Annotated in this window: 22 protein-coding genes; 14 read left to right on the forward strand and 8 right to left on the reverse strand. The window is 35.5% G+C overall.

Features of this window, described 5'->3' with window-relative positions:
* Positions 1 to 39 precede the first annotated feature (39 nt).
* Positions 40 to 1,302, forward strand: coding sequence for an arginine deiminase (locus tag A8L32_RS18640; RefSeq protein ID WP_075591203.1), 1,263 nt, complete (start codon positions 40 to 42; stop codon positions 1,300 to 1,302).
* A gap of 86 nt (positions 1,303 to 1,388) precedes the next feature.
* On the opposite strand, the gene A8L32_RS18645 is transcribed toward A8L32_RS18640, so the two are convergent.
* Both A8L32_RS18645 and A8L32_RS18650 read right to left on the reverse strand, forming a co-directional pair.
* The gene (locus A8L32_RS18645) at positions 1,389 to 2,615 is read right to left on the reverse strand and encodes a serpin family protein (RefSeq protein WP_075591204.1); all 1,227 of its coding nucleotides are present in this window, start codon (positions 2,613 to 2,615) and stop codon (positions 1,389 to 1,391) included.
* A 75-nt stretch (positions 2,616 to 2,690) separates the two neighbouring features.
* Positions 2,691 to 3,065: a hypothetical protein gene (locus tag A8L32_RS18650; protein ID WP_075591205.1), complete on the reverse strand. Its 375-nt coding sequence runs from the start codon at positions 3,063 to 3,065 to the stop codon at positions 2,691 to 2,693.
* 284 nt (positions 3,066 to 3,349) lie between these two features.
* Between A8L32_RS18650 and ahpC the strand changes: the two genes are divergently transcribed.
* Together ahpC and ahpF are read left to right on the forward strand one after the other, a co-directional pair.
* Positions 3,350 to 3,913, forward strand: a complete 564-nt coding sequence (gene ahpC / locus A8L32_RS18655) for an alkyl hydroperoxide reductase subunit C (RefSeq protein WP_075591206.1) — start codon at positions 3,350 to 3,352, stop codon at positions 3,911 to 3,913.
* 231 nt (positions 3,914 to 4,144) lie between these two features.
* Positions 4,145 to 5,704, forward strand: coding sequence for an alkyl hydroperoxide reductase subunit F (gene ahpF, locus A8L32_RS18660; protein ID WP_075591207.1), 1,560 nt, complete (start codon positions 4,145 to 4,147; stop codon positions 5,702 to 5,704).
* A gap of 101 nt (positions 5,705 to 5,805) precedes the next feature.
* Here ahpF and A8L32_RS18665 read toward each other — a convergent pair whose 3' ends face one another.
* Positions 5,806 to 6,933, reverse strand: coding sequence for an aldose epimerase family protein (locus A8L32_RS18665; protein ID WP_075591208.1), 1,128 nt, complete (start codon positions 6,931 to 6,933; stop codon positions 5,806 to 5,808).
* A 197-nt stretch (positions 6,934 to 7,130) separates the two neighbouring features.
* Between A8L32_RS18665 and A8L32_RS18670 the strand changes: the two genes are divergently transcribed.
* The 6 genes from A8L32_RS18670 to A8L32_RS18695 all read left to right on the forward strand — a co-directional run bounded on the left by A8L32_RS18670 (position 7,131) and on the right by A8L32_RS18695 (position 13,161).
* Positions 7,131 to 8,294 (forward strand): aldo/keto reductase, encoded by a 1,164-nt coding sequence (locus A8L32_RS18670; protein ID WP_075591209.1) that lies wholly within the window; start codon positions 7,131 to 7,133, stop codon positions 8,292 to 8,294.
* 84 nt (positions 8,295 to 8,378) lie between these two features.
* Positions 8,379 to 9,218 (forward strand): DUF6599 family protein, encoded by an 840-nt coding sequence (locus A8L32_RS18675; RefSeq protein ID WP_075591210.1) that lies wholly within the window; start codon positions 8,379 to 8,381, stop codon positions 9,216 to 9,218.
* Between the two features lie 143 nt (positions 9,219 to 9,361).
* Complete coding sequence (gene era, locus A8L32_RS18680; protein ID WP_075591211.1) at positions 9,362 to 10,246, forward strand: GTPase Era; 885 nt, start codon at positions 9,362 to 9,364, stop codon at positions 10,244 to 10,246.
* Positions 10,247 to 10,413: 167 nt separating this feature from the next.
* Positions 10,414 to 11,718, forward strand: a complete 1,305-nt coding sequence (gene der, locus A8L32_RS18685; protein ID WP_075591212.1) for a ribosome biogenesis GTPase Der — start codon at positions 10,414 to 10,416, stop codon at positions 11,716 to 11,718.
* A gap of 128 nt (positions 11,719 to 11,846) precedes the next feature.
* Entirely contained in the window at positions 11,847 to 12,572 is a 726-nt protein-coding gene (locus A8L32_RS18690) for a hemerythrin domain-containing protein (protein ID WP_075591213.1), read from the forward strand.
* A gap of 10 nt (positions 12,573 to 12,582) precedes the next feature.
* The gene (locus A8L32_RS18695; protein WP_075591214.1) at positions 12,583 to 13,161 is read left to right on the forward strand and encodes a response regulator transcription factor; all 579 of its coding nucleotides are present in this window, start codon (positions 12,583 to 12,585) and stop codon (positions 13,159 to 13,161) included.
* 41 nt (positions 13,162 to 13,202) lie between these two features.
* Here the strand turns inward: A8L32_RS18695 and A8L32_RS18700 are convergent, their stop codons facing one another.
* Entirely contained in the window at positions 13,203 to 16,889 is a 3,687-nt protein-coding gene (locus A8L32_RS18700) for a sensor histidine kinase (RefSeq protein WP_075591215.1), read from the reverse strand.
* Between the two features lie 17 nt (positions 16,890 to 16,906).
* Complete coding sequence (rlmH, locus tag A8L32_RS18705; protein ID WP_075591216.1) at positions 16,907 to 17,380, reverse strand: 23S rRNA (pseudouridine(1915)-N(3))-methyltransferase RlmH; 474 nt, start codon at positions 17,378 to 17,380, stop codon at positions 16,907 to 16,909.
* Positions 17,381 to 17,491: 111 nt separating this feature from the next.
* On the opposite strand from rlmH, the gene A8L32_RS18710 reads away from it, so the two are divergent.
* From A8L32_RS18710 to A8L32_RS18730, 5 genes are all read left to right on the forward strand, one after another.
* Positions 17,492 to 17,899 (forward strand): DUF4783 domain-containing protein, encoded by a 408-nt coding sequence (locus tag A8L32_RS18710; RefSeq protein WP_075591217.1) that lies wholly within the window; start codon positions 17,492 to 17,494, stop codon positions 17,897 to 17,899.
* Entirely contained in the window at positions 17,892 to 18,737 is an 846-nt protein-coding gene (gene nadC / locus A8L32_RS18715; RefSeq protein ID WP_075591218.1) for a carboxylating nicotinate-nucleotide diphosphorylase, read from the forward strand. The genes A8L32_RS18710 and nadC overlap by 8 nt, the downstream gene beginning before the upstream one ends.
* Before the next feature lie 179 nt (positions 18,738 to 18,916).
* Positions 18,917 to 19,291: a hypothetical protein gene (locus A8L32_RS18720; RefSeq protein ID WP_075591219.1), complete on the forward strand. Its 375-nt coding sequence runs from the start codon at positions 18,917 to 18,919 to the stop codon at positions 19,289 to 19,291.
* A gap of 161 nt (positions 19,292 to 19,452) precedes the next feature.
* Positions 19,453 to 20,499, forward strand: coding sequence for an endonuclease/exonuclease/phosphatase family protein (locus A8L32_RS18725; RefSeq protein ID WP_075591220.1), 1,047 nt, complete (start codon positions 19,453 to 19,455; stop codon positions 20,497 to 20,499).
* 55 nt (positions 20,500 to 20,554) lie between these two features.
* A complete protein-coding gene (locus A8L32_RS18730; RefSeq protein WP_075591221.1) occupies positions 20,555 to 20,989 on the forward strand; it encodes an FKBP-type peptidyl-prolyl cis-trans isomerase in 435 nt (144 codons plus the stop codon).
* Here A8L32_RS18730 and A8L32_RS18735 read toward each other — a convergent pair.
* Genes A8L32_RS18735 through A8L32_RS18745 form a run of 3 tightly spaced genes read right to left on the reverse strand, consistent with a single transcriptional unit; the run spans position 20,969 to position 24,191 of the window.
* Positions 20,969 to 21,997, reverse strand: a complete 1,029-nt coding sequence (locus A8L32_RS18735) for an ABC transporter ATP-binding protein (protein WP_075591222.1) — start codon at positions 21,995 to 21,997, stop codon at positions 20,969 to 20,971. The two genes, A8L32_RS18730 and A8L32_RS18735, sit on opposite strands and share 21 nt — an antisense overlap.
* An 8-nt stretch (positions 21,998 to 22,005) precedes the next feature.
* Positions 22,006 to 23,052: an iron ABC transporter permease gene (locus A8L32_RS18740; protein WP_075591223.1), complete on the reverse strand. Its 1,047-nt coding sequence runs from the start codon at positions 23,050 to 23,052 to the stop codon at positions 22,006 to 22,008.
* 5 nt (positions 23,053 to 23,057) lie between these two features.
* A complete protein-coding gene (locus tag A8L32_RS18745; protein WP_075591224.1) occupies positions 23,058 to 24,191 on the reverse strand; it encodes an ABC transporter substrate-binding protein in 1,134 nt (377 codons plus the stop codon).
* Positions 24,192 to 24,209 lie beyond the last annotated feature (18 nt).

Below are 24,209 nucleotides of genomic sequence, written 5' to 3' on the forward strand. Positions count from 1 at the left end.
TTATTTACTTTCGTACTCAATGAACAAATACTTGATTTTATGACCGAGGCTATAAACATTGGTGTACATTCCGAATTTGGAGAAATTGAAGGTGTAATTTTACATACTCCAGGTAGCGAAGTTGAAAATATGACTCCTGGTAATGCAGAGAGAGCTTTATATAGTGATATCTTAAACTTATCTGTTGCCGAAGAAGAATACAGGCAATTGAGTCAAGTATTGGGTAAAATAACCCAGACGTTTCAGGTAAAGGATTTATTGAGTGAGATATTAGAAATACCTGAAGTTAAAGAAAACTTGGTTTCTCAAATTTGTAAAAGAGAAGAAGTTAAGCCCATTAAAAATAGCTTATTAGAGTTAGCTCCAAAGGAATTGGCCAATCAAATTATTGAAGGAGTTCCTTTACAAAAAGATACGCTGACTGGCTTTTTATCAGACGAAAGAAATGCTTTACGTCCGTTGCATAATTTCTTTTTTACTAGGGATGCATCTATGACCATGTACGACCACGTTTTAGTTGGGAAGATGGCCAACAAAGTGCGCGAAAGAGAATCAATGGTGATGGAGGCAATCTTTAATCATTCTAAACATTTTGTAACCAACACGCTTAATCCCGGCAGCTCAAAACATCATAAAAAAGATATTACTATTGAAGGTGGTGATGTATTAGTCGCCCGTGAAGATATACTAATTGTGGGCACCGGTGTTAGAACAAGTACACAAGGCATTGATTACATCATGAAACAAATCATGAAGAATAAAGGCAAGCATAGCATTGTGGTGCAACAGCTCCCCTCTAAGCCCGAGAGTTTTATTCATTTGGATATGGTTTTTACTTTGCTGGATAGAGATTTATGCATGGTTTACGACCCGATTATAATGCAACCTAATAAATTCCAAACCATTTTAATTTCTATTGAAGATGGTAAAGTGAAAAATATTGAGAAACAATCTAATTTGGTGAAATGCCTGAATGATTTAGGAATGCCTTTAAAACCTGTTTACTGCGGAGGACGAAAAGATATATGGATTCAAGAGCGCGAGCAATGGCATAGTGGAGCTAACTTTTTTGCAGTTGGCCCTGGTAAAGTTATTGGATATGCCCGTAATGTTTACACCATGGAGGAGATGAACAACAATGGTTTTGAAATAATTCCAGCCTCTGATGTGATTGAAAACAAAACCAATTTGTCTGATTACGAAAAGTATGTGATTACAATTAGTGGTGCTGAACTAGCCCGTGGTGGCGGTGGTGCCCGATGCATGACCATGCCTATTAAAAGGAAAAAAGTTGAGTACTAGTCATACGATTACAACGAAAAAACTATAATACTTTTATACCCGACAAGTTTTAAAACCTGTCGGGTATATTTTTTCAACTCTCAGCGTTACTGAGGCATCATCATCTTACCCATAAATAATATGGTGTTGGTATCCCTTTCGGTGATAGCAAATACAAATGGTTTATTAACTACAAATTCCTTTGGCGAAGGATCTGCTGAAGTCATTCTTATTTCTACACTAGTAACTGCTGCAGCTTCGGTTCCTTTTTCATCCACCTCCATAAAAGTTTTATGACGCACCTGAGAAATAGCAATACCTCCTCTTGGATTAATGCCTGTAAAATCTGCTGCACCTGTAAATGCTGTTGGCATCCCCATTTGCATTAATGGCTTCTTTAATTTATACTCTGCCTCTAACTTAAACTTAGGGAATGAAAGATTCACTTCGCTTGTAACCAGATTTTGCATCCAACTATCCCACGCCTCATCAGTCATTGCATCAACAATATCTGCCACTTTTTTGCCTTCATTAGGCAGTAAAACCATCATGTTAAAATGGCCATTACCATAAGGCATCTCAACCGAGCTAAAAATATCATTACCGCCTACTCTTAATGAGCTAGTCTGATGCATCATTTTTACATCTTGCTCCTCTCCGCTCTCGGAATAGAATAGTTCAGATTTCGTATTTTTAGCATCAAAAGAATTTTGCCATTCTCCATACAAATAGATGGCATTAATTAAAAACATCACATGATCTGATGAAACTTCCTTAACAATTTCAGGAATTTTCCCTCTGGTTTGCTTATCCACCCAATCGTTAATTGTTTTCTTGGCCGCTTCACCTTGAGAGAAATCCAATGCAGTCACTTCTGCATTATAATATTGTTGATTGGTTTGAATAAAATCTGGCAATACTTCAAATCCATCTCTATACCAAATGCTATTGGCAATATCTAAATCAAATTTATTATCTGCTTTTAAAAGTGCATTTACCAATTTTTGTTGGTATATATTTACATCTGAACTAAAATCCTGTACTGCTAATACTTGATTCATTTCGTCCAAAGTTGTTTCCTTGGCTCCATTTCTGGTCATAGCTAAGGCCTGAAAAACACTTAAAGGTGAAATCAAAACATTCTTATTAGCATCTTCAACCTCAAGTACTTCTTTAAAAATTTGAGTACCAAAAACATTAGAAGACTTTACCAATTCTTTAGACTTCAAACTTAATTCAATTGGCACATAAGGGCTATTGGGTTCTTCAACCTTATCGTTACATGAAGAAAATAAAACTATTATAGCTAGTAGTAATACGTTAAAACTTCTCATATTAAAAAAATTAGTTATTAAATTTCTAATATATAGAAGAGAAATATTAGTGAGGGTTGCTTTTGAAAGTATATTTTAATGACTGACCCATTCCATAGCCGCTTCATTTGTACAAAAAGCTTTATGTTTAATATCTGCATAATTATTCTCAAACATCAACAATATCGCCACTCCTGGGCTATCTAAAACAACTCCATGTTTAAAGTGTCTAAAAATATCAAAATGACTTTTATAAAAGTCCGATATCTGACTTAGTTCACTCATCGTTGCATTATTCTTACAGTTGGTAAAGTCGGTTACAACTCCTTTTAGCTGTGTATTTACAATCCCACTACTGATATCTTGTTTCCAAGCATCGATAACATCTTCCATTATTACACTACCTGCGAATTCTCGAACTAAAATTCTTTTCTTCTCATCTAAAATGTGATTTACAGTGTAAGTACTCATAGTAATCATATTAAATTAACATTACTTAATATGAAGCTAAGACATAGTAAATAACATTGTAAAGGAATTACGCTGACGTATAAATTCCTTAGACGAAAAAAGAATAGCAATATTTTTTCATTACTCATTGCTACACAATACAACTGCAATCTACTGATTATATGCACATATAAACATTTACTATATCACCATAGAAACATTCGATTTGATTGATATCAGGACTTGAAGTACTTTTGAATCAGAAATAAAAACAAATAAATATCAAATATTTAAAACTTAGTATTATGTCACAAATTGGAAAAGAGATTGTAGATTTTGAAGTTCAAGCTTTTGTAAATAATGGATTTGAAACAGTAAATAAAGAGAGTGTATTAGGTAAATGGTCTGTGTTTTTCTTTTACCCTGCCGATTTTACTTTTGTATGCCCTACTGAGCTAGAAGATTTAGCTAACAAATATGATGAGTTTAAAGCTGCTAACACCGAAATTTATTCTGTTTCTACGGATACGCACTTTGTACACAAAGCATGGCACGACACTTCAGATACCATCAAAAAAATTAAATACCCAATGCTTGCTGATCCAACAGCTGTTATTTCAAGAGGGTTTGATGTAATGATTGAAGAAGTTGGTTTGGCCGAGCGAGGTACCTTTATTGTAAATCCGAAAGGAGAAATTGTTGCTTATGAAGTATTAGCTGGGAATGTAGGTAGAAATGCAGACGAGCTTTTACGTCGCTTACAAGCATTACAGTTTGTAGCTGAAAATCCGGCAGAAGTATGTCCTGCAAAATGGGAAAAAGGTGGCGATACCCTTAAGCCAAACATCGACTTAGTAGGTAAGATTTAATTAGTGCTTGCCCGAAAAGTCCAATTCAAGCACTTGAGAAAATATAATTTTCTTACAAAAACGAATTATTATTTACGATAAAAACAAAAACACTTTTGGCTCTTCCCTTTGCTCATGAAAGCAAGGGGAAGTAAGCTGCCAAAGGCGTTGATAAGGGGATTTAACAAACCTATATTATAAACTTTAAATACTTTCCCTTCTTTAGTATTCACCATTTAATCCATTCAAGATATGTTAGAACAAGCTTTAAAAGACCAGGTAAAAGGATTATTTGCAAGTCTTAAAAATCAGTATACTTTTAAAATACAAACCTCCCCATCACATGCCAGCAAATCTGAGCTAATTGAATTACTTGAAGATGTAGCTTCATGCTCAGATAAGGTAAGCGTAGAAATTCAAGAGGCGGAGGATTTACGTTTTAGCATTCTTAAAAATGGTGAGGAATCGTCTTTTATCTTTAGGGCTATACCCAATGGGCACGAGTTTACAACCTTGCTTTTGGCTGTATTAAATATGGATGGAATTGGAAAAAACCTACCAGACGAAACATTCATACAGCGTATTAAAGCACTAAAAGGTAGTATTACTATCAAGAGCTATATTTCATTAACTTGTACCAATTGCCCCGATGTAGTTCAGGCATTGAATATTATTTCAATGATGAACCCAAATATTAAACACGAGATTATTGATGGCGCCATTTATCAGGATGAAGTAGATGCTTTAAATATTCAGGCCGTTCCCTCGGTATATGCCAACGGTAAAGTACTGCACGTGGGTAGATCTTCTATGGCAGAATTATTAGGCAAGTTAGAGGACGTTTTAGGCAGCGATTTTAGTGCATCTGATGCTGAAACAAAAAACTACGATGTAGTAGTTGTTGGTGGTGGGCCAGCAGGCGTTTCTTCCGCAGTATACTCTGCCCGTAAAGGTTTTTCAGTAGCCATTGTGGCCGAAAAAGTTGGAGGCCAAGTCACCGAAACAGTAGGTATTGAGAATATGATATCTGTACCTAAAACCACTGGAACAGAACTAAGTGCTAACCTTAAATCGCATTTAAATGATTATCCCATAGATATTCTTGAAAACCGAATGGTTGAAAAGGTAGAAATGGTGGATGGCGTAAAAAGTATTAGCACCACCCTAGGTGAAAAGATACATACTCCCGCCTTGATTATTGCCACTGGAGCCAGTTGGAGAAAGCTTAATGTACCTGGCGAAACAGAATACATTGGTGCTGGTGTTGCTTTTTGCACACATTGTGATGGACCGTTTTACAAAGGCAAAAGAACTGTTGTTGTGGGTGGTGGAAATTCAGGTTTGGAAGCTGCCATCGATTTAGCTTCTATTGCCACAGAAGTTACCATATTGGAGTTTATGCCAGAAGTAAAAGGAGATCAAGTTTTACAAGATAAAATAAGTCAATTATCTAATGTAAAAATTATAACCAACGCGCAAACCATAAACGTTGAGGGTGATGGCAAAAAAGTAATTGGACTAAAATACAAAGACCGAATTAGGGAGCAAGAACAGTTAATTGAAACAGATGGTGTTTTTGTACAGATTGGTTTAAAAGCCAATAGCGACGTTTTTACTGATGTAGTAGAAACCAACAGAGCTGGAGAAATTGTAATTGACCAAAACTGTAGAACAAACAAGGCTGGTATTTATGCCGCAGGTGATGTTTCAATTGTTCCTTTTAAGCAAATTGTGATTGCCATGGGCGAAGGTGCCAAAGCCGCACTCTCCGCATTCGATGACCAAATTAAAGGGTTACAGTTGGCTAATTAATAGCATGAAGGCAGAAGCATGAAGTCCGCAGAATAATAGAAATTAGTTTGCGGCACTTTGTGTTTTACTTACTTTGCGCACTTTGCGTGAAATTTTCTTATTTATTCCTTCACGCTAAACTTAAAAATAGTAAGCGACTCAAATGTATCATCTGGGCGCAATACTGTAGATGGAAAATGACTTTGATTAGGACTATCCGGAAAATGCTGTGTTTCTAAACAGACAGACTCTCTTCTTTTTAAAGGCTTACCAAACTTCCCAGTATCAGAGCCATTTAAATAATTAGCCGTATACAACTGCATTCCTGGCTCGGTGGTATAAACTTCCATTACTCTACCCGATATGGGTTCTGTTAATGTGGCAGCATGACTAAGTTCATCTTCTTCTTTATTCAACACAAAATTAATATCATAACCTTTACCCATTATCAATTGATCAAATGGCTTATTAATTCTAGCTCCTAAGTCTATTGCTTTTTTAAAATCATATGGCGTATTAGATACCGCTGCAATCTCTCCAGTTGGTATTTGCACAGAATCTAGTGGCGTGTAGTAATCCGCATTAATATAAAGTTGGTGGTCTAAAGCCGTGCCACTTCCCTCTCCGGCCAAATTAAAAAAGGCATGATTGCAGATATTAATCACCGTGGTTTTATCGGTAGTTGCTTTTGTAGAAATTTTAAGTGCATTATCCTCTGTCAACTCATAAACCACATTTATTTTCAAAGCTCCAGGAAAACCTTGATCACCATTCTCCGAAAGGTAACTCAATTCCAATTTATTGCTGGTAGAACTCACAAAATCCCACACCTTTTTATTAAATCCTTCGGGTCCACCGTGTATATTATTTACACCATTATTAAGTGCCAGCTGAATGGTATCCTCCTCTACAACAAAACGGCCTTTAGCTATTCTATTGGCATACCTACCAATCATAGCACCAAATGCTGTTCCATTAGCGTTTAAATAATTGTCGGCACTTTTAAAGCCCAGGTTAACATCTGCAAAAGAACCATCTTTACCCTTAACCCATATAGAAACAATCCGAGCACCATAATTGGTTATCTGCACCGTCATATCATGGCTATTTGTCAGCGTAAATAACTCCAAAGCCTTTCCATTTAATTCCCCTTTAAATGATGTAGGATCAATAATATTATATGGAGTTTGTTGTTGGGTGCATGATACAACTGTCATCAACACCATTAAAAATATAGTAAGAATTCGCATTGTTTATTTTTATTAGTTAAGAGACTGATTATGTTTGGGAGTGTGATTTAGCATTTTTTCATTAAATATCAAAAAACACACAACTGTGACTATCCAATTAATCATTATTGTAGAATCATTCCAAATACACCATTAACTATTTGATTCAGCCCTAAAGTTCAGTAACTTAAAGCTCGTTACGACTAAAAACTCATCTTATGAAAGGCTTAAACAGAAGAAACTTTTTACGAACCTCAGCTGCAGGCGTTGCTGGCATTGCGCTTACGAACAATATGAACGCTTCTAATACAGCTAAAGAACCGAATCAAACTTCTATCATTACTAGAAAGCTAGGCAATACCGGCATAGAATTACCTGTACTAAGCATCGGTTGTGGTGAGGTAGATAGTCCTGCTGTGATAAAAGCTGCCTTAAAAGTGGGCATCACGCATTTTGATACAGCTTACAGGTATCAGCAAGGAAATAGCGAAAAGATGTTAGGTAAAACATTAAAAGATGTGGATAGAGATTCATTTATTATTTCCACAAAAGTGGTTCGTCAGGATACGGATGAGAAATTTCTGGAAATGCTGGATGAAAGTCTTGCTCGCTTACAAATGGATTATGTGGACATTTTGTATATGCATGGAATGTCTAAAGCTGAAGCAATAAAAAACCCTGCAAACATAGCTCAACTGCAAAAAGCAAAAGATTTAGGCAAAGCTAAACATATCGGTTTCTCAACACACAAAAATGAACCTGAAGTAATAGAGGCTGCTATTGAGGCTGGAGCTTATGAGGTTATTTTAACCGCTATTAATTTTAAACATGATGATGCAGATGCCATCAAAAAGCAAATAGCACTAGCCTCAAAAAAAGGGATTGGTATTGTTGCCATGAAAGTAATGGCAGGAGGTTATTTAGATAAAGAAAAAACAAAGACGGTTAATCATGCAGCAGCTTTAAAATGGATACTAGAAGATGAGCACATTTGCACTACTATTCCAAGCATGGTAAACCTAGAACAATTACAAATCAATATGGCAGTACTAAAGGATGTGCAGCTATCCTCGGATGAGAAAAACGACTTAGCGCTTGCTAAAAATGAGCAAGGTTTATTTTGCAATGATACTTGTAACACATGCGTTACGGATTGCACAAAGAATTTGCCTGTTCCTGAATTGATGCGTGCATACATGTATTCGTATGGATATAGAAACCCGCTTCAGGCCAAAGAGTTAATTACAACATTAAATATCGAAAACAACCCATGTGATGATTGTGGTTCATGTACGGTGAGTTGCACAAAAAGCTTTGATGTGGCAGCAAAAATAAAAGATATTAGCAGGCTAACTATTATACCAAATGACTTTTTGGCTTAACCCTATAATAAAAACATTAAAAGAATAACGATACTCTTAGCTCTATTTATTCAACGCTAAGCTCTGCAAAAAAATAAAAACTATATGTTGAAACATAAATGGCTATTATTACTGATTTTGATTGGTACAACACTAACCCATGCTCAGGTAAAATTTCCAGAATTAGATAAGTGGGAAAAAGCAAAACAAACCGACAGTTACACTACGGAAACACTTTGGGAATATATTAATGGCGCCGCGGCTTCCTATATTAAATATGGTTTTCAGAAAATGGAAATAATAGAGTACACATCAGGTTCCGATTACATTAGCCTTGAAGTTTACTTGCACGAAAGTCCCATTACTGCTTTTGGCATGTATGCCTTTGAGCGCCCATCAACAACCAATTACATTAAACAAGGCGTTGAAGGTTATCTTGAACCATCGGCTCTTAATTTTTGGGTAGATGAATATTACGTAAAGATCTCAGCTAATAATGAGAAGCATCAGAAAGCTATGCAAAACTTGGCCAATAATTTCATTGCCAGAAACAAGCTCATGATTATTCAGCCAGACTTTTTAAAAGCTTTCCCCTCTGAAAATAGAGTTCAACATTCGGAGAAATACTTTCCTAAAAACTACCTGGGCCATCAATTCTTAAATAGTGTGTTAGAAGTAAGTTATAAAAACGACGATGCTAAGCTTAATCTTTTTACTATTGAATGCGAAGATCATCAAGCAGCAAAAGCCACCATTGAGCTATATCAGGATTTCGCTAATAATAAAGAACTCATCGAGCCTGGCAAAGTTTTAATTATAGAAGATATGTTTAATGGCAAGGTCTCTTTATCTAATGTTGATAATATTTTAGTGGGTTGCTATAACTTTAGTAATGATACTATCGGTATTGAATACACGCAAAAATTAATGAAAGAATTACAATAAAATCCCTATCAGTTTTGTGGTGAAGGGTTAATTTCTGCGGAAGTTAACCTTTCATTTTTTCAGCAAACTGATGATTGATTTTCAGGCTTTTTTGTCTGTACGATGTATTACTTGTATCTTCGCACAATAATTAAAAAATAAGAATGAAGCATAAAGCTGGATATGTAAATATTGTTGGTAACCCTAATGTGGGTAAATCAACCTTAACCAATAAGTTAGTTGGTGAAAAATTATCTATTATTACCTCTAAAGCGCAAACTACTCGCCATAGAATTTTAGGTATTGTGAACGAGGAGGATTATCAAATAGTTTTTTCTGATACGCCAGGTGTACTGAAACCTAACTACAAATTACAGGAATCCATGCTTCGCTTTTCAAAAACTGCTTTACAGGATGCAGATGTGGTTATTTATATGACAGATGTAGTTGAGAAGATGGATAAAAATAGCGAGTTCCTGAATAGTGTAAAAAAAACAGACTCACCTGTTATATTGGTCATTAATAAAATTGACGAATCTAATCCTGAACAATTAGATAAGTTGGTTTCTTTATGGCAAACAGAACTTCCTAAAGCAGAAATCTATCCAATGTCGGCATTAAGAGGTTTCAATACCGATAATTTAATGACTCGCATCAAGGAATTATTACCTGAATGCGAACCTTATTTTGATAAAGATGTGTTGACGGACAAGCCAACTCGCTTCTTTGTTTCCGAAATCATTCGAGAAAAAATTCTTCTATATTATCAAAAAGAAATTCCTTATTCGGTAGAAATTGAAGTGGAGGAGTTTAAAGAAAGTAACAAGCGAATTGACATTAGAGCGATTATACATGTGGCACGCGATTCTCAAAAAGGAATTATTATTGGGCATCAAGGAAACGCGCTAAAAAAGACAGGTACAGAAGCTCGAAAAGACATAGAGAAATTTGTGGATAAAAAAGTTTTCTTACAGCTCTACGTTAAGGTAAACAAAGACTGGAGAGACAAAGACAATTCGTTAAAAAACTTTGGTTACGACCAAAAGTAAAATATTTCAATCATCACATTGAGAAGCTTCTTTTTAAGAAGTTTCTCCCTCTTTGAACGTACAATTAAAATAACTTAGCGTTTATTAACTTACTATGTGCCTAAGTGGTAAATAAATAGTTATCTTTGCACGCTTTTTATTTTTGAATATCACAAAACCAGATTAAAATGGGAAATATAGCAGCCATTGTAGGGCGACCAAACGTAGGAAAATCAACACTGTTCAACAGGCTTACGGAAACACGTACGGCCATTGTTAATGAAGAGAGTGGAGTTACGCGCGATCGTATTTATGGAAAGAGTATATGGAACGGACTTGACTTTTCTGTAGTAGATACTGGTGGATATGCCATAGGTTCTGATGATATCTTTGAGGAAGAAATCAGAAAACAAGTAATGATAGCGATTGAAGAGGCCGACGTTATCTTATTTATGCTGGATGTAACCACTGGCATTACCGACTACGATGAGATGGTGGCTGATATTCTTCGAAAAACGCAAAAGAAGGTTTTGATGGTTGCCAATAAAGTAGACAATCCTGAACGCCTTGCTGAAGCTAGTTATTTTTACGCTTTAGGTTTAGAAGAAATGTTTCCTGTTTCATCTATCAACGGCTCAGGAACTGGAGAATTATTAGACAGACTTGTTGAAGTTTTTCCAAGCGCCGAAAGTATTGAAGAACTAGATATTCCAAGATTTGCCATTGTGGGTAGACCTAATGCAGGTAAATCATCTATTGTAAATGCTTTTATTGGTGAAGACAGAAATATTGTAACTCCTATCTCCGGAACAACCCGAGATTCGATATATACACGTTATAACAAGTTTAATCACGACTTTTACCTGGTTGATACAGCTGGGGTTCGTAAAAAATCGAAAGTACACGAGGACTTAGAATTTTATAGCGTAATGCGTGCCATCCGAGCCATTGAAAATTCGGATGTTTGTATGCTAATGGTTGATGCTACACGTGGTGTTGAAAGTCAAGACCAAAAGATTTTTCAGTTAATTCAGAAAAATAAAAAAGGTTTAGTAGTGTTGATTAACAAGTGGGATTTGATCGAAAAGGATACCATGACTACCAAGAAATTCGAGGAAGAAATACGAAGCAAATTTGCGCCTTTTGTAGATTTCCCTATCGTATTTACTTCGGTTATCAACAAACAACGTATTCACAAGGCATTAGAAATGGCGGTTGAAGTTTATGAAAACAAGACACGTAAAATACCAACCTCAAAATTAAACGAAGCCATGCAACAAGTGGTGAGTGACAACCCACCACCATCAACAAAAGGTAAATACATCAAGATTAAATACATTATGCAGTTGCCAACTAATACACCTGCATTTGCATTCTTTTGCAATTTACCTCAATACGTGCGCGACCCATATAAACGTTTTCTTGAAAATAAGCTTCGGAAAATGTATGATTTTTCAGGCGTACCAGTCCAGATTTTTATGCGTAAAAAATAATATACAAAAGGAGTTAACATTAGTTAGCTCCTTTTTTTTGCCCTAAACCAAACCTTTTAACTATTCTTAAAAGGTAGTTATTTGGAAAGATTTTAAATAAGCCTTAGCTTTGCGACAAATCTGATATTATGCTTATTACTGCGGATATGAAAATGGCTGACTTAATCCATATGGATTTTCAGCTTTTGGCATTCATACAACGAATTGGAATTCCTTTGGGATTTAGAGAAAAAACAATTAACGAAGTGTGTGAACAACATGAAGTTAATGTAGATTTTTTTCTGCAACTGGCGAATGCGTTTCACGATACCGACTATTTTCCTAAAGAAAAATTACTTCAGTTTAAAGCAGATTGGTTAGTTAAGTATCTGCGCAGGACGCATCAGAATTATCTGGAACAAAAAATTCCTGACATTCAGGCTAAAATTATTCAGCTAGAGGAAGACCTAAAGGAGACTACGCAAAGTTACGAGCTCATAAAAAACTTTTTTAAGGAATATATTGGTGAGTTTAGTACACATATAGAACTGGAGGAAAAAACAGTTTTCCCCTATGTGTTAGAATTATCTAATTGCATTGAATTAGGCAAAAAAACCTGTGAATTCAATGAGCAATTTGAAGATTTTAATATCAATCAGTACCTCGAAGAGCATAACGACATTGAAGAAAAGCTGTTTGATTTAAAAAATATCCTTATAAAATACCTTCCTCCACCTACCGATAATGGCAAGTATAACAGTTTGCTATTTGACATTTTTAAGCTAGAGCAAGATTTAAAGGACCACTCCAGACTGGAAGAAAAGGTACTCATACCAAGAGTAAAAAAAATGGAAGAAGAACTAGAAAACCTTTAACAAATAGGATATGGTACAGATATTAGTAGCAGAGCCGTCCTACTTGGTACGAAAGGGACTTTCAACCATTCTACAGGAGCTAAAAGCGGTCACCAAAATTGAGGAGGTGCAAAGTATGGAGGAATTAATAGATTCGCTTAAATCGTCTACGCCTCATATTTTAATTATTAACACCACTTTAAGCAGTGTACCCGAGGTAGATGAATTTATTAAAAAATATACTTCGGATGTTCAGGTGATTTCTATTTTTAATACACCAATACCCGATGATGGAAACGAACTGGTTCTATCGGTCTTCGATTCAAAATCAGTGCTATTAAATAAGCTTCGTAATCAGGTTAAATCAGTTCAGCAATCAGTTACTCAACAGGATAATTCTGAAGAACTTAGCGACAGAGAAAAGGATGTTTTGAAAAAGGTGGCTTTGGGTAAAACCAACAAAGAAGTAGCCAATGAACTGTTCATCAGTACGCATACTGTAATATCGCATCGTAAAAACATCACACGTAAGCTTGGTATTAAAACGATTTCAGGACTTACCGTTTATGCTATTTTAAATCAACTGATAAAGCTTGAAGATATATCGTAACTACATTTAGCCAAAACTAAATGTAGTTCGTTTAAATCGCTCTACTCTCCATACGAAGGAAATTCCACAAAAAACTCAGTCCCCACATTTTCTTCGGTTTCAAACCATATATTACCCTTGGTATTTTTAACTATATTTTTAACTATCGCTAATCCCAAACCCATACCAGACGTTTTGGTGGTGAAGTTTGGAACAAATAGCTTTTCCTGAGCCTCTTCTGATATTCCTTTGCCGTTATCTTTAATCTTAATCAGAACCGACTCTTCTTTCTTTTCGATAGTTACGTTCACGCAACCTTCTCTATTACTTGGTATAGATTGAATAGCATTTTGCAAAAGGTTATTAAAAACACTAATCATTTGCTCACCATCCGCATATATAGAGTAACTATCTACACCATTATCTTTTACAATTATATCAGCCTCTTTTGATTTATCAAACAAGTTAACACACTGCATCAAAGATTCTATCACATCAATTCTTTTTCGTTTGGCAATAGGCATTGTGGCAAAATTTGAAAACTCAGAAGCAATAGACGAAAGTTTGTCAATCTGGTCGATTAAAGTGGAAGAAACCCTTTTAAGTTTATTTTCAAAGTCGGCATCATTATTTCTTTGCGCCATTTCTAAGTATTGAATGCTTAGCTTCATTGGCGTAAGTGGGTTTTTAATTTCATGCGCAATCTGGCGAGCCATCTCCCTCCAAGCCGATTCTCGTTCTGACTTTGCTAATTTTTCAGCACTTTCGGCCATCTCATCCACCATGCGGTTATACTGCGTAACCAACTGCCCTATTTCATCATTCCCTTTATATTCAATTTTCTCATTTCTGCCACCTAGTTTAAGCTGACTCAATTTACTCTGAATCACCATTAAAGGGTGCGTTATCCTTTTGGAAACCACCACCGTTAATCCAATAACAATGATTAAAAATATTAGATAAAAATTTACGATAGCCATTACTAAAGAAGATACTTCCTCTCGCAATTCACTCGTACCTACAAAGTACGGCATATTCAAGTAGGCCAACAACTGATTATTAACATTGTACAAAGGAACATAAGCTGATAAATATTCGAGCTTACCAATGGATTCGCGCTGAATAAATTCAAGTTCGCCTTTTTGCCTTAACTCAATATATCCCTTGCTATCCATTAAATGCCCAGAAAGCCCTCTATCAAAGAGTTCAGGACGCGATGTGGCCAACAAGCGACCATCTACATCATACATATTGATATCGGTATAAAAAACGCTTGAAAATTTCTTGAGCAAGCCCGTTAAATACTCTTCCATTGCTGGCGTTAGTTCATTCTGACTTCCTATTTTATGCTCTAATTCCATCAGTACCGAACGTGTTTTTTCGGATAACATCTGATTGTTCTTAATCTCAAAACGACGAATGGTTTGCCATACAGAACCTCCCGCAATAATAATTAACAAGGCCAACATCAGTCCAATAAATGCAATCTGAATCCTTTCCTGAACAGAAAACACATAAATCAACCTCTCACGCTTGGCTCTGGTAAATGCCAGTAGAATAGCTCCAAAAATAAAAAATGAGATAAAAAAGATAGAGAATGCTACCAATAACATAGCTAAACCTACTTTAGGTTTTGAAAGCACCACGCAAACATTTTCAACGGGGTGAAATGGCATATGCGAAAAATCCTCATATTCATACACCCCTAAATCATTCTGTACCTTTGTAATTCGCTCCAGATGTATTGGGTAAGCATATTCGCCTGTCTGTTTTACTAACACATCGTCTACATACTTACCATACGAGTAATTAGACAAAGACTCCTTTAGCTTCGCCTCTCTTTGCGATAGTAATAATTCAGGATAACCTGGCCCTTCAAAGTAAGGTTTTGAGACTAACTCAATATACATGCACACTTCCTTTTCTGGATCCCCTTCATTTATTTTAAATACGCCAAAATAGGTTATCTCACCCGTGTTATTTTTTAAAAAATAATAATGCTGACTCCCCAAAACCTGCGTACCATATTCTTGTATAAGACTATTGAAATAATCATAACAATCGTGTGTTTCTCCATTCTCCTCAACCTTAACTTCCCCCTCTGGCCAACATGGTATTACCTGTATTTCGTATCGCTTTAAATATCTGATTAAATATTTTTTAGAAATATATTTTCCCAACTTAGCATCGTTAATCACCTCCTTTTCCAATTCTCTAATGATGATAGAATCTTGCTCAATCAAATCTTCCGATTCTTTTAACATCAACTCAGTCAAAGGATCTTCCTCCTGCAAAAGCTTAAAAGATAAATTTTCAACTAATAATTTACGTTCTTGTCTTTCGTTGTGAACGTTATGGTAATAAAAAGAGTATACCGCATATGCAGCAAACACAAAGACAAACCAAATAAATGTATTATACGCATGTTTACTTTTCTTTTTAGTTACCCAAAACAGCATATAAGTAATTACCATATAAGCAGCAACAGACAATAGATACATGGGCTTAAAACTAAAACAAGCCACAACAACCATGCTAGCCAATAAGTGAACTATTAATTGCTTTCTGGACAGTTGTATTAGGAAAACCTTTATCGCTTTTTCAACGACTAAAACAACCGAAAGCCATAGTAAACAAGTCACAAATAACCTTACCACGTCTAGCACTCCTATATCCGTAATTCGAAAAACTATGGGTGCAGATGCAGAGTTGGATACTAAAAGGGTAACTATACTATTTTGTATATACCAATAGAAAAAAGTGGCTAAAAATATTAAGCCAATCGTAACTGACTTCCGTATGTTTGATGTAGGGAGCTTCACCTCGTAAGACGAAGGCAATAGATATTTATAGAAAATAAAGGCCTCGCTAAATACCAATATGGCAAATATCAGCATACTCCCCATATTTGGAAACATATCAGAAGCACCAAAATACAATGGCGAGAAAAGTGGGGTTTGAGATATAATTTTTGGAAAAAGATAACTGATGTGCAGATAATAAAAGATGGCACTCATCAAGATACTCAATAAAAAGACGATAATATTATATCTTAAATCATCTTGCCTTTTTATGGTATGAATGATTAACTGAACGTATAAAAGAATGGTAATAAAAAGGAATAATACCGCCCAATTGGCATACAACGGGTTGGATGATGCACACTCCTGAGCCGTAAAAAGATAATTCCCCTTTATATCTTTTACTTTAACTCCCTTTTCATTTTTATCTACAACAATATCATGGCATAAATCCAATGGTAAATTAATGGCGTATTCGTCGCTTAAAAAGTCATTATTATATGGATACTCTGTTTTAACACTAACCAAAGTAAATAAATCCCATTCTTTATAGGGTATTCGGTTAATGATATACCATGTATTGGTCAGTTTTACTACTCGCCTACTTAATATTGAAACACTTTCTTTTTTATATGGCAACACTTGATTTGTCCATGCACACAAAGAATCCTCTTTATACACCAACACTTCAATTCCTTTAGGTTTGGAATTATCTGTCGAATCCACTGCAAACCACTCCTCATTTGCTCTCAGTTTTTCAACAAATTTATCGGCATATATTTCAGCCTCTTTACTTTTTTGGTGCAAGGCATTCTGAAAACGCAAGGCATTAAATGAATGATGGTTATAATTTTGATAAGCCCAAGAAAACAGCACAACTAATAAAATAGAAACTAAAAAAAGTATGTACTGCCAACTTAAAAAATAAAACTTGTGTAGCCTTTGCATGAAGCGCTTTTTTAAAATTAATCGTGATGATAAGGTTGATTCTTTAGAATGGTCATTGCTCTATATAGTTGCTCTGTAAAAATTAAGCGAACCATCTGATGCGAGAAAGTCATCTTAGACAATGACAACTTCCCTACCGCTTTCTGATAAACATCTTTAGAAAAGCCATAAGGTCCTCCTATTACAAATACCAAACGTTTAATACCTCGTAACATTTTTTGTTCCATAAAAACAGAAAATTCTCTCGAAGAAAGCAACTTTCCACCTTCATCCAACAATATCACCTCATCTCCAGGCTGAAATTGCTGCATAATCAATTCTCCCTCTTTATTTTTTTGCTGTTCTTCTGATAGTTTTTTAGTATTTTTAAGATCAGGTATAACCCTCATTTCAAATGGAATATAGTGTTTTAACCTGTCTATATATTTACCAATGCCTGTATCTAAATAGGCCTCATCTGTTTTTCCTATTAAAACTAATATTACTTTCATGCGTATACATGTATATTTTTTAAAAATGTAAAAATAAAAATACAAAATCAACCATGCTATATGGTTTAATATTTGTATTAATTTATTTTTGTCGAACCAAAAGATGAAAGAATGAATATTCTAAGATCGATAACAACACGGGGATTAGTATTAATTAGTTTTTTATTTACTATTTCTGTGAATAGTTTTGGGCAGTTTCCTGATGAAATAATAAGCGCTACCAAACAAGGAAATGCGGTTGAATTGGCCAAACACTTTAATGATAAAATTGAATTGGTTTTACCTCAAAAATCGGGCGTTTTTAGTAATGCTCAGGCTAAACTTGTTTTAAGCGATTTTTTTAGCCGAAACAAGGTAAACACCTTTAAGATTATCCACCAAGGAATTAGAGAGAGCTCTTCTTTTGCTATTGGTAAATATCAATCGAATACTTCAACGTATCGATTTTACTTTTTAACAAAGAATAAAGGTTCAGTAACCTATATTCATCAATTAAGAATAGAAAAACAAGATGATTAAAGAAGAAGTGCTTAATAGCATTATTGATAACGCCATTAGAGAAGATGTTGGCGATGGCGACCATTCCTCACAGGCTTGTATTCCTGACACAGCCATGGGCAAAGCTCATCTACTAGTAAAAGAAGAAGGTATTTTGGCAGGTGTTGATATCGCACAACGCGTTTTTAAAAAATTTGATTCTAACATTAACATTGTGGTATTCATTAAGGATGGTGCCGAAGTTAAACCTGGCGATATTGTATTTATTGTTGAAGGTAAAGTGTTAGATCTTTTAAAAGCAGAAAGGCTGGTTTTAAACATCATGCAGCGTATGAGCGGCATTGCTACTCGCACATCCGTATATGTAAAAAAGCTAGATGGTCTTAAAACACGCGTATTAGATACTCGCAAAACAACTCCAGGACTTCGTGAAATTGAAAAATTAGCGGTTAAAATTGGAGGTGGAGTAAATCATCGTATTGGTCTATACGACATGGTTATGCTAAAGGATAACCATATTGATTTTGCGGGTGGTATTGAAAAAGCGGTACACTCCGTTCAAGAATACTTAAAAGCCAACAATAAGGATCTTAAAATTGAGGTTGAAGTAAGAGATTTCAAGGAGCTTGATGAAGTGCTTAAAGTAGGAGGAATTCATCGCATTATGCTGGATAACTTCACACATGAAGAAACGCGTAAAGCAGTTAAAATAATTGATGGTAGATTTGAAACAGAATCTTCAGGTGGTATTACCCTGGAAACTCTTCGAGGATATGCCGAATGCGGAGTCGATTACATTTCAGTAGGAGCTCTCACACACCATATAAAAAGTCTAGACTTAAGTTTAAAAGCAATTTAAACCTAAAAATATAACAAAAGCCGACACACTAACATTTGTCGGCTTTTTCATTTACCCACAATCCACTTTCCATTACTGGACTTTTTCGTTCGTTTTTTATATATTTAAGATAGTATTAACATTACATTTTATGTAATGCATACGTGTTGAGAGAATTTGACTTACCAAAACAGCATTTTATGAAGAACGGTTACATTGAACTAATGGATTTAGAGTTTGAGTACAAACTGTGGAAAAGAAGATTAGATTTATTTTTACAAGAGATTGAATTATTACTCAATCAGAATAAGATTTTACCTGAAAATGATAAACGAAAATCTTTAAATTCAGTTGAGATTATTGCGCTTGAAGAACACATAAGTGAGGTGAATAAGCTAAAGAGTAGGATTAAAGTTAAAGAACAAGAGCTTACCTTTTACAATAAAGACTTCCCCATCACAGAAGATCATGACTTTTTTAAAGATCATATAGAGCTACGTTTAGACAATAGTAGGATATTACAAATACATCTAGACCGTGTAAAAGATGTAATTAGAATCATAGGCACAAGCTAGACCAAATGGTCTATTTAAATCAAGATATCCCAATCATCATTCAAACACTCCATTCACTTTAGATACATTAAGCTATTATTAATTAACAACATTTACTTTTTAGCATGGCAAAATAAATGTAAATTGCAGTCGCTTATAAAATATTAAATTGTTAAACAACCATGCAGCGAATTCTTATTTTGTCATTTATAACTCTGCTTGTTTTTAGTTGTACTACTAACTCTAAAAAACAGACAGAACTACACAAACCAACGGCTCATATTATAGCTTTTTACAATCTTGAAAATCTGTTTGATACTATTAACGATGTTGGAGTACGAGATGGTGAATTTACACCAGAGGGCTCTAAACAATGGGACTCGGAAAGATACAGAGCAAAACAGAACAATATGAGCAAGGTAATTGCTGATATAGGTTCAGAAATGAATATAAATGGCCCTAGCTTAATTGGTCTTTGTGAAGTTGAAAATAGAGGCGTGCTAGAAGATTTAATAAAGACTAAACTTCTTCAAGAGAAGAATTACAGTATAATACATACAGATTCGCCAGACGAAAGAGGTATAGATGTAGCTATGCTGTATGATCCAAATTCATTTGAACTTACTTCAACAAAATCATACCCATTAATTATATACAAAAACGAAGATGGCAAAAGACTGTATACCAGAGATCAACTTTTAGTTTCAGGTAAATTAGAAGGAGATTTAATTCACTTCATCGTTAACCATTGGCCTAGTCGATATGGCGGATTAAAAAGAAGTATTCCATCCAGAAAAGCAGCCGCTCTTTTAAACAGACAGATCATTGACTCTTTATTAACAATCGATGCAAACGCCAAAATAGTGACGATGGGTGATTTAAACGACGATCCAACTGACGAATCTATAATAACTCATTTAAAGGCACATGGACAAAAAGATTCTCTAGAAAGCAAGGACTTATATAATCCGTTAGCTAATGATTTTGAACAAGGGAAAGGAACCTTATACTATAGAGGAAAATGGAACCTGTTTGATCAAATTATAGTTACACAAGGATTATTAAGCGCAGATGAAGGTCTCCGTTTCGATTCTGCATATATATTTAAAAAGCCATATTTAATTCAGCAAGATGGCGATTTCAAAGGGTACCTTCATAGAACCTACGGAGGAAAAAAATACTTGAATGGCTATAGCGACCACCTGCCTGTATATATGGTTTTAAAATAGTGAATTTGATTTTATGATGGCTTGATTTATATTTGTGCCATAAACTAGTATTAATATGGCAAGAGGCAAGGGTAAAAAGGCAAGCGGAGGTTCATCAGGACAGAATAGAAAAAAAACAGAAGATTTCTTATTACAAAACTTGAAGAAACCCAATATCATCGAAACAGAATCGGGACTTCAGTATGAAATCATAAAGGAAGGTTCTGGTGAATCGCCACAACACGATAGCTTGGTAAAAGTAGACCAACGCGCCTTGCTACTTGGTGGCAAAGTACTGGATGACACCTATAAAGATAATACCCCATTAGAGTTTAAACTCGATGAAGTAATTGAAGGTTATCAGGAGGGCTTGATGATGATGAAGCTCGGCAGTCGCTTTAAATTGTATGTTCCGCCTGAGTTAGGATGGGGTAAAAAAGGCTCTGGTGGTAGAATAGGCCCTTTTGCTGTAGTTATTTTCGACGTTACTTTATTGGAAATTCTTTACTAAAGCTTCTTGTTTACCAAGCTCTTCCAATAAGGCTTCAATTGAAGCGTACTCGCCCAATAATTCCTCTTTAAAATGAATACTATATTTTTTAGAGGTATTGGAAACCTGTATTTGCCAATCGCATTCTTTTAGAACAGGTTCAAAGCCTACCCTATATAAAGCACGACTCACCCATGTACTTGCCAGCCCAGTTCCTTTAATGGTAATTTGCTGTCTTTCTACACGGTGATATAAAAATGTACCTGTTACATTATCAAATTCAATCCCTTCTCTTTCGAAAAAACATTTAAAATCATTGGACAAAACTAGATCCTCAGGAATTCCTTTTTGTAAGGTTCGACCTTGAGCCAATAGCCATATTTTATCGGCAATTTGTAAGGCCATCTCCAAATCGTGTGTTGACAGCAAAATACCTCTCTTCTTTTCGTGCGATAAGCGACGAAGCAATTGCATGATCTCTATTTTGGCTGGCAAATCTAAGAATGCAGCAGGTTCATCTAAAATAATAAAAGGCGTTTCCTGTACTAAAGCTTTTGCGACCATCGCTTTCTGCCTTTCTCCATCACTCATTTTGTCAATGGATTTATTGGCATAACCAGCTAAGCCAACTTCTTCAATGGCCTTATGTACTTTATCAACATCCTCCTTTTGTAGCTTACCGAAAAAACCTGTATACGGCGTTCGCCCCAAAGCAACCAATTCAAACACAGTTAAGTTTTGTATTTCTACCCTATCGGTTAATACAACACTAACTTTTTTAGCTCTATGCGCTTCCGAAATATCTTCAATTTTATCTTCTCCGTACCAGACCGAACCATTTATGGGCTTTAGAAAACCCGATAATGTTTTTATAAGCGTGGACTTACCTGCACCATTAGGCCCTAATAAGCAAATAAACTCACCTGCTTTTACCTTAACATTAATATCTTGATGCAAGGGCGGGTTAATTTTATCATATCCTACCGCTAAATTATCTGTTCTTAAAGACAAGGTATCTGGATTTTCCATCACTACAGCTACTGTGTTAAACTTCTTCTTTTTAATATCACAGAAACAACAATCGGAGCACCAATTAAAGAAGTAACTGCATTTATAGGTAGGGTTCCATCAAAACCGGGCATACGGGCAATTAAATGGCATAACAAAGCTAAGGCTCCGCCAAATAACATAACTGCAGGAATCAGCACCGAATGGTCGGCCGTTTTAAAGATACCTTTGGATAAATGAGGTACAGCTAAACCCAAAAAAGCCACTGGTCCGCAAAAAGCAGTAATAGTAGCAGTAAGTAAACCTGTAATAACTAAAATACTTAATCGAGAACGCTTAATATTTAAACCTAGATTAGCTGCATAGTTTTCGCCTAACAATAAAACATTTAAGGGTTTAATTAAAAACAAGGACCCAACTAAACCTATTACAACCATTGGAATAAAAATGGTATGTCTATCCCACGTGAGATTATTAAACGAACCCAAACCCCAAACTACAAAAGACTGAATATCTTCCTTGGTACTCAAAAACTGCAAAAGTCCAACTATAGCACTAGATGCATATCCCACCATGATACCAACAATCAGCAGCATGGCGTTATTTTTCAATTTCCGGGCTAAAAACAAAACCATAAACAATACCCAGATAGCACCTAAAAAAGCTGCCGCAGTAATGGTTAAAGAACCAAACCAACCTAAACCGGCTAACGAAATTCCTTGAATAGCTCCAAACAATAGCACAACAATAGCCACCCCTAATCCCGCACCTGAACTAATGCCTAATATGGATGGACCTGCCAATGGGTTCCTGAATAAAGTTTGCATCTGCAAACCACCGGCTGCTAGTCCAGCCCCTGCCAACAATGCTGTTACCGCTTGGGGCAATCTGGATTTCATGAGAATATTTTCCCAAATTTCATTCGAAATTTGGAAGCCAAACATCCACTTAACGACCGCCTGAAATGGAATATAAACCGAACCCAACGAGATATTTAATACAAATAGTACAAATAGTGATATCCCCAACAAGATAAATGCAGATCGCTTTCTTTGCTTTGTCTCCCCCTTCTGCATACAGATTATTCCTTGGTTAGTTTTTGGTAATATACCAACTCCTTATCCAAACCTAATTCTGGATGCAAGAGCTGAACTAAATCTTGTAAAATTACATCCGGCTCCATCAATCCCTTTTCATAAATCATGGATTTATTAGAGTTGGAATAAATGACATTCTTTTCTTTAAAGGCTCTAAAATCGGCATACCTTTCATCTTCTTGCGAGAGTAAAGAATAACCGTATGTCTCAGGCGAATTAACAATTAAGGACCAAAACTCACTATTGGCAGCTGATTCGTATACTGTTTCAAAATCATAACTTAAGGAGCCCGTTCCATGCCTATCCTTAAAAATATAATTCACATTGGCATCCTTTAAAAAGTTAGCATTATAACTTTCGGCAGCAGCGGTATACCATACGCCTTGATAAGTTTTCCCTGTAAAAACAGTTGGTTTCGAATCCGCTTTTAAAGCGATTTCTTTAACATCGTGATATCTTTTTGCAATTTCTTCCACAATGCTTTTGGCCTGCTCCTCTTTATTAAAAAATGTAGCCACATACACCAGCCATTCTACTCTTCCAAGCGGTGTATTTTCCAGATAACTGCAATTGGTTGCAATCTTGATTCCCGCACTTCTAACAGGACCATAAAAATCTTCCTTAAAAGGAGAAATCATCATCATATCAGGATGTAGCGCCATTAGTAATTCTGCATCTGGAGCAAAAGCACTTCCTATATTCCTAATTGTCCCCTCTCTGATTCCCTTTTGCACAATTGGATTCGAAACATACTGAGGCTCAGCCATACCAACAACTTGTTGCAACACCTCTAATTCATTTGCATAACTAATTTGAGTAGAAGTAACAGACACCCACCTTTCAACGGGTATTTTTATAGCATCAGGATTTTCTTGTAAGAATAAAGAATCTTCTGAAAGAATACTGACTATAGGTGCTTGTGTAGAATCCCATGGATGAACCACCTCAACTCTTTTATGATCCTTAAAATATTCAACTTTGAACCTGTTGGCGTAGGATGGTTTGTAGGTTGCAATCGGGGTATTTTTTTGCATCCCCTTATCCGCTTCAGTTTTCCTCTGCTTACAAGCCACTAAAGCCACCAAGGCCAAAATAAATAATCCACTTTTTTTAATCATTACTTTAATCTCCCGAAA

The organism is Labilibacter marinus (genome assembly GCF_001659685.2).
In the GTDB taxonomy this organism is placed as follows: Bacteria; Bacteroidota; Bacteroidia; order Bacteroidales; family Marinilabiliaceae; genus Saccharicrinis; species Saccharicrinis marinus.

Bases quoted from the DNA above. Each gene is read 5' to 3' on its own strand.
- A8L32_RS18745 (WP_075591224.1), bottom strand. From the start codon at position 24,191: ATGATTAAAAAAAGTGGATTATTTATTTTGGCCTTGGTGGCTTTAGTG.
- A8L32_RS18665 (WP_075591208.1), bottom strand. From the start codon at position 6,933: ATGCGAATTCTTACTATATTTTTAATGGTGTTGATGACAGTTGTATCA.
- der (WP_075591212.1), top strand. From the start codon at position 10,414: ATGGGAAATATAGCAGCCATTGTAGGGCGACCAAACGTAGGAAAATCA.
- era (WP_075591211.1), top strand. From the start codon at position 9,362: ATGAAGCATAAAGCTGGATATGTAAATATTGTTGGTAACCCTAATGTG.
- A8L32_RS18700 (WP_075591215.1), bottom strand. From the start codon at position 16,889: ATGCAAAGGCTACACAAGTTTTATTTTTTAAGTTGGCAGTACATACTT.
- A8L32_RS18710 (WP_075591217.1), top strand. From the start codon at position 17,492: ATGAATATTCTAAGATCGATAACAACACGGGGATTAGTATTAATTAGT.
- A8L32_RS18730 (WP_075591221.1), top strand. From the start codon at position 20,555: ATGGCAAGAGGCAAGGGTAAAAAGGCAAGCGGAGGTTCATCAGGACAG.
- A8L32_RS18650 (WP_075591205.1), bottom strand. From the start codon at position 3,065: ATGAGTACTTACACTGTAAATCACATTTTAGATGAGAAGAAAAGAATT.
- ahpC (WP_075591206.1), top strand. From the start codon at position 3,350: ATGTCACAAATTGGAAAAGAGATTGTAGATTTTGAAGTTCAAGCTTTT.
- A8L32_RS18720 (WP_075591219.1), top strand. From the start codon at position 18,917: ATGAAGAACGGTTACATTGAACTAATGGATTTAGAGTTTGAGTACAAA.
- A8L32_RS18690 (WP_075591213.1), top strand. From the start codon at position 11,847: ATGCTTATTACTGCGGATATGAAAATGGCTGACTTAATCCATATGGAT.
- A8L32_RS18640 (WP_075591203.1), top strand. From the start codon at position 40: ATGACCGAGGCTATAAACATTGGTGTACATTCCGAATTTGGAGAAATT.
- A8L32_RS18695 (WP_075591214.1), top strand. From the start codon at position 12,583: ATGGTACAGATATTAGTAGCAGAGCCGTCCTACTTGGTACGAAAGGGA.
- ahpF (WP_075591207.1), top strand. From the start codon at position 4,145: ATGTTAGAACAAGCTTTAAAAGACCAGGTAAAAGGATTATTTGCAAGT.
- A8L32_RS18670 (WP_075591209.1), top strand. From the start codon at position 7,131: ATGAAAGGCTTAAACAGAAGAAACTTTTTACGAACCTCAGCTGCAGGC.
- A8L32_RS18740 (WP_075591223.1), bottom strand. From the start codon at position 23,052: ATGCAGAAGGGGGAGACAAAGCAAAGAAAGCGATCTGCATTTATCTTG.
- A8L32_RS18645 (WP_075591204.1), bottom strand. From the start codon at position 2,615: ATGAGAAGTTTTAACGTATTACTACTAGCTATAATAGTTTTATTTTCT.
- A8L32_RS18735 (WP_075591222.1), bottom strand. From the start codon at position 21,997: ATGGAAAATCCAGATACCTTGTCTTTAAGAACAGATAATTTAGCGGTA.
- nadC (WP_075591218.1), top strand. From the start codon at position 17,892: ATGATTAAAGAAGAAGTGCTTAATAGCATTATTGATAACGCCATTAGA.
- A8L32_RS18675 (WP_075591210.1), top strand. From the start codon at position 8,379: ATGTTGAAACATAAATGGCTATTATTACTGATTTTGATTGGTACAACA.
- A8L32_RS18725 (WP_075591220.1), top strand. From the start codon at position 19,453: ATGCAGCGAATTCTTATTTTGTCATTTATAACTCTGCTTGTTTTTAGT.
- rlmH (WP_075591216.1), bottom strand. From the start codon at position 17,380: ATGAAAGTAATATTAGTTTTAATAGGAAAAACAGATGAGGCCTATTTA.